We start from the raw sequence: 11077 nt of genomic DNA, 5'->3' as shown, positions 1-11077 counted from the left end.
TTTTAATCATGACTGTTCAAGCCAGCGTCGCCAAAGTCACCGAACGCATTATTGCGCGCAGCCAGCCTTACCGAAGCGCCTATCTGGCGCGTCTGGAGCACGCGCGCCGTCAGGATGTACAGCGCGGTGCGCTGTCCTGTACCAATCTTGCGCACGGTTTTGCCGCATTTCCAGTCAACGATAAATTGAGGCTGAAACAGGACAAAAGTTCATCGGTAGCGATTGTCTCTTCCTACAACGATATGTTGTCTGCCCACCAGCCATTCGAGCGCTATCCGCAAATCATCAAGGATGCAGTCCATGCCGCGGGTGGCGTCGCCCAGTTCGCCGGCGGCACGCCCGCCATGTGCGACGGCGTGACGCAAGGGCAACCTGGCATGGAATTGTCTCTGTTTTCACGCGATGCGATCGCCATGGCGACGGCGATTGCGCTGTCGCATAACATGTTCGACGCTGCGGTCTACCTCGGCATCTGCGACAAGATCGTCCCCGGCCTGTTGATCGGCGCCCTGCATTTCGGTCATTTGCCGGCGGTGTTTATTCCCGGCGGTCCGATGACCAGCGGCATGAGCAACAAAGAGAAAGTACGGATCCGCCAGCTCTACGCGGAAGGAAAAGTCGGCCGCGCCGAATTGCTGGAAGCGGAAGCGCAGTCCTATCACAGCGCCGGCACCTGCACTTTCTACGGCACAGCCAATAGCAACCAGATGCTGATGGAGGCGCTCGGTTTGCATCTGCCTGGCTCCGCATTCATTACGCCGAACACGCCGCTGCGCGATGCCTTGACTGCCGAGGCGGCGCGCCAGGCCTTGAGGATCACCGACCGCGGCAACCAATACCTGCCGGTCGGCCACGTCGTCAGCGAGAAGAGCATCGTCAACGCCATCGTTACATTGCTGGCGACAGGCGGTTCGACCAACCACACTTTGCATCTGGTAGCGATCGCCAAGGCAGCCGGTATCGTCATCGACTGGAACGATTTCGACGCCTTGTCGGCAGTCGTGCCGCTGATCACCCGGATTTATCCGAACGGCGACGCCGACGTGAATCATTTCCATGCCGCCGGCGGCACCGGTTTCGTGATTCGCGAATTGCTGGACGCTGGCCTGATGCATGAAGATGTCAAGACCATCCTGGGCGACAGCCTGCGCGCGCATTGCGCCGAACCGTTCCTGGAGGGCGAAACAGTCGTGTTCAAGGCAGCGCCGGAAAAGAGCGGCGATGATTCGGTCGTACGGACCGCCGCTGCGCCGTTTTCCGCCGACGGCGGCTTGCGTTTGCTGACCGGTAACCTGGGCCGTTCGGTGATCAAGATTTCCGCCGTCAAGCAGCAACACTGGGTGGTGCAGGCACCGGCGGTAGTGTTCCATTCACAAGACGCCTTCATGAAAGCCTTCCGAGCCGGCGAGTTGGACCGCGATTTCATTGCAGTATTGAGTCATCAAGGCCCGCGCGCCAACGGCATGCCGGAATTGCACGCGCTGACGCCGGCGCTGGGGATTTTGCAGGATGCCGGCCGCCACGTGGCGCTGGTCACTGACGGCCGCATGTCGGGCGCTTCCGGCAAAGTGCCGGCGGCTATCCATGTCACGCCGGAAGTATTGGCCGGCGGCCCGCTGGGTTTGGTGCGAACTGGCGACATGATCCGCCTCGATGCCGAGAAAGGTATACTGGAGGCGTTGGTGCCGGCCGAGGAATGGGCGCAGCGCCAGCCACTGGAAATCGACCTGTCCGCCAACCATGTCGGCATGGGCCGTGAACTGTTTGCGATGTTCCGGACCACGGTCAGCGCGGCAGAAGAGGGCGCAACCAGCTTCGGCCTGCCCCCTGCGATACCGGCCTCGGCAGAAACTGCAGAATCAGCACAACAACCACAGAAAGCAACGCTATGACATCCTCCAATCTCCTTTATGGCAACCAGTTGCTAGATATCATGCGCGCTTCGCCGGTAATTCCGGTGATCGCGATCGACGACATCGAACATGCGGTGCCCCTGGCCAAGGCGCTGGTGGCAGGCGGCATTCGCGTACTGGAAGTGACGCTGCGTACGGTGCACGGCTTGCCGGCCATCCGCGCCATTGCCGAGCAGGTGCCAGGTGCGATTGTCGGCGTTGGCACCTTGACGCAAGCAGATGAATTCGTCGCTGCACGCGATGCCGGCGCGGTGTTTGGCGTTTCGCCGGGTCTGACACAAGCCTTGATCGCCGCAGCTAAAGCGAGCGGCCTGCCGCTGTTGCCTGGCGTGATGACCCCGTCTGAAGTGATGGTCGCGCGTGAAGCCGGTTTCCGGCAGTTGAAGTTGTTCCCGGCAGTGCCTGCGGGTGGCGTCGGCATGCTGAATGCGATTGCCGGTCCTTTGGGCGATGTGACTTTTTGTCCGACCGGCGGCATTTCGCTGGAAAGCGCGCCGGACTTCCTGGCATGTAAAAACGTCGCCTGCGTTGGCGGTTCCTGGCTGACGCCGAAAGACGTGCTGAAATCCGGCGACTGGGCACGTATTACTGCGCTCGCGGCGGCTGCCAGCAAGCTGCGCAAGGCACTTTGATAGCAATTCCCCTCTGAGAATACGGGTATGGTTTTTCAATCATGTCCGTATTCTTGACGCGGCCTTCTCGCCGTCATTCCTGCTTGTTCTCCGCCGTACTTCTCTAACTTTTCCCTCTTAGATATACCCACATATTCATTGCTTTAAAGGTATGTCATTTTCGTCTTCAGACATTCCGGTAATAGCTTTTGTAAATCCCATTACTGGACGTCATCAAGAAAAATTGTTAGAATGACTCCCTCTCAACAACATCGTGCTTTCTCAACAGCACATTTTTGGGTTTCGTGGCTCGCGTCAGCGGGTTGTCTCATGCTCCGGCAGCGCCGGAGTTTCAGTTAGCGTCGGGGAATTATTCCTCGCATTCTGTACCGCCCCATGCGGTAGTCGGCTCGTTCAATGTCCTCCCTGCGGGAAGACCGGACGGGATCATAAAAAATTAGTTGTATGTCGCGCTGACAGGTTCCGGCTATGCCGTTGCGTGTTCGGTGGTCATTCAATATGCATCGCCAGAAAAGTCGGATTTGCGATCACGGGCTAGCGCTTGTGCTCGCCGCAGATTTCTATCGGCGATGCTTATGGAAGGAAAAAGCATGACAAATCGCTATCGCAACGCCATGATTGGCGCTGCCCTTACCATTCTGGTAGTGGCAGCCATTGGCTGGTCGATTGGCCCCTCGGTCATCCGTCAATACCAGGGCGACCTAGTCTATTACACCGGCCGTCATCTGGTGCTGGTTGGCTGGTCGCTGTCACTGTCGCTGCTGTGCGGTATTCCGGCGGGCATCCTGCTGAGCCGGCCATACTTTGCCAGGCATGCAGAAAAGTGGATGCAGATTTTCAATATCGGCAACACCATTCCTTCCATGGCAGTCCTGGCGCTGGCGCTGGCTTTGTTCGGCATTGGCGACAAGCCAGCCATCATCGCGCTGTGGCTAGCGGCGTTACTGCCTATCGTGCGCAATACCTATGAAGGTTTGAAGCAGGTTTCGCCTTCGATGAAAGAAGCCGCCAAAGGCATTGGCATGAAGCCGCTGCAGGTACTGTTCCGGGTTGAGCTGCCGAATGCCTTGCCGATTGTCGTCGGCGGCGTCCGCACTGCGCTGGCGATCATTGTCGGGACTGCGCCTTTGTCGATCCTGATCGGCGGCGAAAGTCTGGGTGGCCTGATCTTTCCAGGCATTTATCTGAACAACCAAGGGCAGTTGCTGCTGGGCGCTACCGCCACCGCAGTGCTGGCATTGATGCTGGACGCGATCGTTTCGCTGGGTAGCAATGCATACCTGAGCAAGCGCGGACTGCTGCGCTGATCCACCCCTAATCGGACAAGGAAAATAATATGCAATATTTATCAAGGGCGGCATCACGCGTCGGCGTTCTGCTCGCGCTGCTCAGCAGCCTGTTCAGCATGACGCCCGCCAGCGCAGACAATCTGGTGGTCGGTGGCAAGAATTTTACCGAGCAATTGATTTTGTCATCCATGACGCAGCAATACCTGAGCGCCAAGGGCTATGCGGTTGACCTGAAGAATGGCTTGGGCACCACCATCATGCGGCAGGCGCTGGAAAGCGGCCAGATCGATATCGTCTGGGACTACACCGGCACCGCGCTGATCGTCTACAACAAGATCGACGAAAAACTGGACCAGGATCAATCCTATGAGAAGGTCAAGGAACTCGACGCTGCCAGGAATCTGATCTGGCTCAAGCCATCCGCCTTGAATAACACCTATGCCTTGGCGGTGCCGCAAAAGCGCGCCGAGGAAGAGGGTCTGAACACGATCGAAGATCTGGCCAACAGCATCAACCAGAGCCATCAGCAAGATCCCGATAAAAAATACCTGATCGGCGTCGACTTTGAGTTTGCCTCGCGCCCTGACGGCCTGGAGCCGTTGCAAGCGTTGTATGGCTTCAAGTTCGGCCGCAGCGAAGTGAAGCAGATGGATGCCGGCCTGGTGTACACCGCCTTGCATAACGACCAGCTGAATGTCGGCCTGACTTATTCTTCCGACGGCCGAGTGCAGGGATTCAACCTCAAGCTACTGGAAGACAACAAAGGCTTCTTCCCGTTCTACAGCGCGACGCCGATCGTGCGCAAGGAAATCCTTGACGCCAATCCTCAACTGGCGGAGCAGTTGAACGCACTGTCGGCAAAAATCGACACCGCCAAGATGACCGAGATGAATAAAAAAGTGGATATCGATCAGTTGCCAATAGCCCAGGTAGCCGCGGATTTCCTGCGCGCCGAAGGCTTGATATGAGAGGTGCAGAATGACATTTTTTAATTATCTGTTTAGCGCCTGGCCGGAAATCCTGCACCTCACCATCCAGCACCTGATGCTGGTTGGCATCGCGGTCGGCCTGGCGATCCTGATCGGCGTGCCGCTCGGTATCGTGATGATTCGCCACCGCTGGCTGGCCAGTCCGATGATGGGTGTGGCGACCGTCATCCTGACCTTGCCATCGATTGCCTTGTTCGGCTTGATGATCCCGTTGTTCTCGCGCTTCGGCCAGGGCCTGGGGCCGCTGCCGGCGATCACTGCGGTGTTCCTGTACTCGCTGTTGCCGATCATGCGCAATACCTATCTGGCGCTGGATGGCATCGAGCACGGCATCAAGGAAGCCGGCATCGGCATCGGCATGACCTTCTGGCAGCGGTTGCGGCTGGTCGATCTGCCTTTGTCGGTACCGGTCATCTTGGGCGGCGTTCGTACTGCCGTCGTCATGAATATCGGCGTGATGGCCGTGGCGGCGATTATCGGCGCCGGTGGCCTGGGCGTCCTGATCCTGCATGCCATCAGCCAGAGCAACATGCAAAAACTCGTAGTGGGCGCGGTCTTGATCAGCTTGCTGGCGATCGTCGCCGACCTGCTGCTGCAATGGCTGCAGCGCCTGCTTACACCGAAAGGAATGCAAAAATCATGATTCAACTCGATCAACTCAGTAAAGTATTCACGCAAAAAGACGGCAACAAGGTCAAGGCTGTGGATGAAGTCAACCTGACGGTTGCCGAAGGTGAAATCTGCGTTTTCCTGGGACCTTCCGGTTGCGGCAAGACCACTACCTTGAAAATGATCAATCGCTTGATTACACCGAGTTCCGGCCGCGTGCTGTTGAATGGCGAAGATACTGCCGATATCGATGCAGTGACCTTGCGCCGGAAAATCGGCTATGTGATCCAGCAGGTGGGTTTGTTTCCCAACATGACCATCGAAGAAAACATCACAGTGGTGCCGCGTCTGCTGGGCTGGGACAAGAAGCGCTGCCATGAACGCGCAACCGAACTGATGGCAATGGTGGCGCTCGATCCCAAGCGTTTCCTGAGCCGCTATCCGCGCGAGATGTCGGGCGGGCAGCAGCAAAGGATCGGCGTGATTCGCGCGCTGGCGGCAGATCCGCCGGTGTTGTTGATGGATGAGCCGTTCGGCGCGGTCGATCCGATCAACCGCGAATCGATCCAGAACGAATTCTTCCAGATGCAACGCGCACTCAACAAGACCGTCATCATGGTCAGCCACGATATCGACGAAGCCATCAAACTGGGCGACAAGATCGCGATTTTCCGCGCCGGTAAGCTGGTGCAGGTGGATCATCCTGATACCTTGCTGGCGCGGCCTAAAGATGAATTCGTCGGTTCCTTCGTCGGCCAGGATGCGACCTTGAAACGTCTGCTGCTGGTGCGCGCCGGCGACGCCGCCACTACCTCGGCAACGGTGCAGGAGGATGCCTGCATGACGACTGCGTACGGCGTGATGGATGAGAACGACTACCGTTATGTGACCGTCACCAACGCCGCCAATCATGCGTTGGGTTATGTCTCGCGGCGCGATGCGCGCGGCGGCGGGCAGGGCGCTTGTATCGAAAAAATGAAGCCGTTTACCGTCAGCGCGGCGCCGGATGAAAACCTGCGCGTCGTGTTGTCGAAGATGTACAAGCACAGCACCAGCTGGATGCCGGTAATCGATCAGGATAATAGCTATCTGGGCGAGGTGACCCAGGATTCGATCGCCGACTATCTCAGTTCCGGCCGTTCGCGCGCCAAGTAAATCTTTCTGTCGTGAGTCAATCAGCGGGGGGGGGGGGGCTCAGGGTTTTGCGCCGGGTTTTGCACGATAAGCGCAGACCCCGCTTAGCATTTACAATGTCGGGTTTTGCTACTTGACGTTGTCATTCAAATCTATGCGCTGGTATTCAAGGTGGGTTAGCAAGGTTGGCGGGGCTAGCGCATGACGACTGGCGTGATTGCTTTGGTATTGTGCGCAGCCTTGCTGCATGCTTCCTGGAACGCCATGCTGAAAAGCAGCGGCGATCGTTTGTGGGCCATCACCCTGATGACGATTGGCTCTGCGGCGGCTGCGCTGCCCATCGTGTTGTGGGCGCCGATGCCGGCGGCTGCCAGCTGGCCCTATATCCTGATGTCGGTGGCGCTGCATGCCGGCTACAACCTGTTTCTGGTCCGCGCCTATCGGGCCGGCGATTTCGGCCAATCCTACCCAATTGCGCGCGGCTCATCGCCGTTGCTGGTTTCCCTAGGTGCGGCTTTTTTTGCCGGTGAGCAGTTGGGTGTTTTGACGCTCATTGGGGTTGCCCTGATTTCGCTCGGCATCATTAGCCTGGCCCAAATCAAATTCAATAACAAGCGCAACCTGGACGGTCACCGCCAATGGGACGCGCCTTTGTCTGCATTTACCACTGGCTTGTTCATTGCAGGCTATACCATCGTCGACGGCCTCGGTTCACGCCTGGCTGGCAGTGCAGCATCCTACGCTGGCTGGATGTTCTTGCTCGATGGCCTACCCTTGCTGGTGATTTACTTGTCGCTGCATGGTCGCCTGCCTGCGGTGGTGGCCACGCGTGCTACCTGGAACGCGCTCGGCGGCGGCGTCATGTCGCTGCTGGCGTATGGCATTGTGATCTGGGCGATTACCCTGGCGCCGATGGGACCGGTATCTGCATTGCGTGAGACGTCGGTTTTGTTTGCCGCGCTAATTGCGCGCATGTTCCTGGGTGAAGCCTTGACCTTCCGGCGGCTGTCTTCGTGTGCCGTGATTGCAGCGGGCGCGGTGATGTTAGGATGGGCGTCCTGAGCTATCGCGGACATCGTGTAAGCAAGCTGCAATGAAAAAGGCCACTGGAAATTCCAGTGGCCTTTTTCTTTAATGCACGGCGATCATGCGATCGCCTGGCTTGCTTGGCTGATTAACGGTCGCCAAACGAGCGACGTGCACCGCTGTCGTTCGAGCGGTTGCCTTTGTAGCCGCCACCGCCGCCTTCTTTACGTGGTGCGCCTGGCTTGCTGAAAGTACGGCCGCCCGGCTTTGCGCCGCCACGGTTATCGCCTGGTTTCCAGCCACCTGGTTTGTGGTTCGAGCGTGGCGCCGAAGCGCTGCGCTTTGGTTCGAAACCTTCAACGACATCGACAGGGATCAATTGCTTGGTGAAGCGTTCGATACGCTTGACGTTGACGCCTTCAGCGTGGTTCACCAGCGATACTGCAACGCCGTTACGACCGGCACGGCCGGTACGACCAATACGGTGAACATAGTCTTCCGGGAACTTCGGCAGATCGTAGTTGAATACGTGGGTGATTGCAGGAACGTCGATACCGCGCGCGGCAACGTCGGTCGCAACCAGCACACGGACTTGACCGCGACGCAGGCTGTCCAGGGTACGGTTACGCGCGCCTTGATGCATGTCGCCATGCAGGGCGGCGGCAGCGAAGCCGGCGATATTGAGGCGATCGGCGATCGTATCGGCGTCACGCTTGGTCGCTGTAAATACAACAGCCTGATCCATAGTGACGTCGCGCAGCAGGTGGTCCAGCAGGCGATTCTTGTGCGACAGGTCGTCGACGAAGTGAACCTTCTGTTGGATGTTTTCGTGCTTGCTGGCGGAACCGGCGATCTGGATGATCATCGGGTTCTTGGTAATGCGCTTTGCCATGTTGCCGACAACGCCATCCAGCGTAGCCGAGAACAGCATGGTTTGACGAGTTTCTGGAGTTGCGTCAACGATTTTTTCGATGTCGTCGATGAAGCCCATGTCCAGCATGCGGTCAGCTTCGTCCAGCACCAGGATTTGCAGTTGCGAGAAATCGATCTTGCCGGATTCCATGTGGTCGATCAAACGGCCAGGTGTCGCCACCAGGATTTCCGGATTCTTGGCCAGCAATTGCATCTGCTTCGGATAAGGCATGCCGCCCAGGATCGAAATCGCCTTGACGCGCTTCATGTGCGAACCGTATTTGTCGGTTGCGGTAGTAACTTGCAAAGCCAGTTCGCGGGTCGGCGTCAGCACCAGCATCTTTGGCTGTGCTGGCTTGAAGCGTGGACGCTCGCCGCGTGCGCGGGAGGCTTGCATTTCTTGATTAGGGGTCTTGTTGCCGGCTGCAGGGGCAGCCTGCTGCTCGGAAGCGAATTTGTGGAGGGCAGGCAGCATGAATGCTGCGGTCTTGCCGGAGCCGGTTTGCGACGAAACCATCAGGTCGCGGCCTTCGATAGCGGCCGGGACTGCTTGTTCTTGAACAGCGGTCGGCTTGGTGTAGCCAGCCTCGGTCAGTGCTTTGATAACGGACGTGTGGAGGCCAAGTGATTCAAAAGTCATTTTTCTTCTTTCGTAAAGTGCAGCGTCATAAGCTACAAATAATCGCGCAAACTATCGACCAGCGACGAATGCAGCGAACGCAAAAAAGCAACGCCAACCAACGAAATGACTAAGAGACAAATACAAAGAAATTTCGGCACAAAAGCTTTGCGCCGGGACGGTGTCAGGATCGACACACAAGGCGGGAGGGCTTTTACAATGCAATGTCCCAATTTGAGGCCAGGACACGCTTAGGCTTGCGCAGCTACATATTATTTTTTTACAGCAGGTTTTTACAGCGCACCGGAAACTGGATATGATCGTGAATCAGTATGCTGTCTGCGCTCGTTATTGCAACGCAGCACAGAATAATACAATACTTTTCGGCTTGGCGCAGCTTATTCATGCAATTGCCTGGAATATGTCGTTGATTTGTCGCTATAACGTTGTTTGTCGGGGCTGTGTTTTGGCCTTTTACAGATTCAGATACAATCAAATATTTACTAATCAACAATAGGAGTGGTGCATGGATAATAACGATGGTGAACAAAGGGCAGCATTGGGAATTGTCTGGGCGATCGTTGGCGTGGTCGTGGTGGCAATGTTGTTGCTGGCTGGTTATTTTGGCGTCACTGCAGGTAAAGGTGCTGACAAACCAGCCGCAACGGTGGCAGCACCAGCCACAGCCGCGTCTGGCGTTGCCGCAGGCGCAGAAACCGCAGTTGTCGGCGTTCCTGCCGTTGTGAAAATCCTCTTTGAAACCGGGAAATCCGAAGTCCCTGCCAGTGCCGCCACTGATCTCGGCCCCGTCGAGATGTATCTGAAAGCGAATCCGGCCGCTACGGCTGCGGTTTCCGGTTTTCACGATGCTAGCGGCAATGCCGACGTCAATGCGGAAGTGTCAAAAGATCGCGCCAAGGCTGTGCGCGCGGTACTGGTCGCGGCTGGTGTGGAAGAGGCCCGTGTGACACTGGACAAGCCGCAGGTTTCGTTGGCGGGCGACGATGCCGGCGCCCGCCGGGTCGAGGTGACTGTTCATCAGTAACCGGCCTTAATCCTCAGCGCAAACAAAAATCCCGGCATGATATGCCGGGATTTTTTTTCGGCCTGCATTTCTGTCAGGCGCAATTCCTTGCTAGCACAGAATTACTCGGCGATGCCGCCCACCACATGCGAGAAGCCGCCATCGACGTAGGTGATCTCGCCAGTGATGCCGCTGGACAGGTCCGACAACAAGAACGCGGCTGCATTGCCGACGTCTTCCACCGTTACATTGCGGCGCAACGGCGCGTGCTCGGCGACAAAACCCAAGATTTTGCCAAAGCCCTTGATGCCGCTGGCGGCCAGGGTTTTGATCGGTCCAGCGGAAATGCCGTTGACGCGGATGCCCTTAGGGCCTAGCGAACCGGCCAGGTAGCGGACGCTGGCTTCCAGCGATGCCTTGGCCAAGCCCATCGTGTTGTAGTTAGGGACCACGCGTTCCGAACCAAGATAGGTCAGGGTCAGCAGCGCCGAGTTCGGGCGCAGCAGCGGAATCGCCGCTTTTGCCATTGCCGGGAAGCTGTAGGCTGAAATATCATGCGCAATCTTGAAGCCTTCGCGCGACAAACCGTCCAGGAAGTCACCGGCAATCGCATCGGCGGGAGCGAAGCCGATAGCGTGCACCAGACCGTCCAGGTGGTCCCAGGATTTGCCGAGGTCGGCAAACAGGGCGTTGATTTGTTCGTCGCTACCGACGTCGCAGTCGAAAATCAATTCGCTGTCGAATTCTTTTGCAAAATTGGTAATGCGTTCCTTGAAGCGGTCGCCGACATAGGTAAACGCCAGTTCGGCGCCTTCGCGTTTGCAAGCTTGTGCGATACCGTAAGCGATTGAGCGGTTAGACAGCAAACCGGTGATCAGAATTTTTTTGCCTTGCAGGAATGCCATATTGACTCCAGATGTGCGCGCCGTT

The 11077-nt window shown here is 57.3% G+C and carries 10 protein-coding genes; 8 read left to right on the top strand and 2 right to left on the bottom strand.

The window, feature by feature from the left end; genetic code table 11:
- Positions 1–8 precede the first annotated feature (8 nt).
- The 7 genes from edd to LT85_RS16325 all read left to right on the top strand — a co-directional run bounded on the left by edd (position 9) and on the right by LT85_RS16325 (position 7628).
- A complete protein-coding gene (gene edd / locus LT85_RS16355; protein WP_038490762.1) occupies positions 9–1892 on the top strand; it encodes a phosphogluconate dehydratase in 1884 nt (627 codons plus the stop codon).
- On the top strand, positions 1889–2545 hold the full coding sequence (locus tag LT85_RS16350; RefSeq protein ID WP_052135258.1) for a bifunctional 4-hydroxy-2-oxoglutarate aldolase/2-dehydro-3-deoxy-phosphogluconate aldolase: 657 nt from the start codon (positions 1889–1891) through the stop codon (positions 2543–2545). Before edd ends, LT85_RS16350 begins: the two co-directional genes overlap by 4 nt.
- Positions 2546–3159: 614 nt before the next feature.
- A complete protein-coding gene (locus LT85_RS16345; RefSeq protein WP_038496528.1) occupies positions 3160–3852 on the top strand; it encodes an ABC transporter permease in 693 nt (230 codons plus the stop codon).
- A 29-nt stretch (positions 3853–3881) separates the two neighbouring features.
- Positions 3882–4802 (top strand): glycine betaine ABC transporter substrate-binding protein, encoded by a 921-nt coding sequence (locus LT85_RS16340; protein ID WP_038490759.1) that lies wholly within the window; start codon positions 3882–3884, stop codon positions 4800–4802.
- Between the two features lie 10 nt (positions 4803–4812).
- On the top strand, positions 4813–5466 hold the full coding sequence (locus tag LT85_RS16335) for an ABC transporter permease (RefSeq protein WP_038490756.1): 654 nt from the start codon (positions 4813–4815) through the stop codon (positions 5464–5466).
- Complete coding sequence (locus tag LT85_RS16330) at positions 5463–6587, top strand: ABC transporter ATP-binding protein (protein WP_038490752.1); 1125 nt, start codon at positions 5463–5465, stop codon at positions 6585–6587. The genes LT85_RS16335 and LT85_RS16330 overlap by 4 nt, the downstream gene beginning before the upstream one ends.
- Positions 6588–6767: 180 nt before the next feature.
- Positions 6768–7628, top strand: coding sequence for a DMT family transporter (locus LT85_RS16325; RefSeq protein ID WP_038490749.1), 861 nt, complete (start codon positions 6768–6770; stop codon positions 7626–7628).
- Between the two features lie 112 nt (positions 7629–7740).
- Here LT85_RS16325 and LT85_RS16320 read toward each other — a convergent pair whose 3' ends face one another.
- The gene (locus tag LT85_RS16320) at positions 7741–9144 is read right to left on the bottom strand and encodes a DEAD/DEAH box helicase (RefSeq protein ID WP_038490746.1); all 1404 of its coding nucleotides are present in this window, start codon (positions 9142–9144) and stop codon (positions 7741–7743) included.
- A gap of 505 nt (positions 9145–9649) precedes the next feature.
- On the opposite strand from LT85_RS16320, the gene LT85_RS16315 reads away from it, so the two are divergent.
- Positions 9650–10168 carry an OmpA family protein gene (locus LT85_RS16315; protein ID WP_038490743.1) on the top strand — a complete coding sequence of 173 codons (519 nt, stop codon included), beginning with the start codon at positions 9650–9652 and terminating at the stop codon, positions 10166–10168.
- Between the two features lie 101 nt (positions 10169–10269).
- Here the strand turns inward: LT85_RS16315 and fabI are convergent, their stop codons facing one another.
- Positions 10270–11052, bottom strand: a complete 783-nt coding sequence (fabI, locus tag LT85_RS16310) for an enoyl-ACP reductase FabI (RefSeq protein ID WP_038490741.1) — start codon at positions 11050–11052, stop codon at positions 10270–10272.
- Positions 11053–11077: the final 25 nt, after the last annotated feature.

Origin of the sequence: Collimonas arenae (assembly GCF_000786695.1) — a bacterium.
GTDB classification, from domain to species: Bacteria; Pseudomonadota; Gammaproteobacteria; order Burkholderiales; family Burkholderiaceae_D; genus Collimonas; species Collimonas arenae_A.
This window is presented reverse-complemented; position numbering and strand designations above follow the sequence as displayed.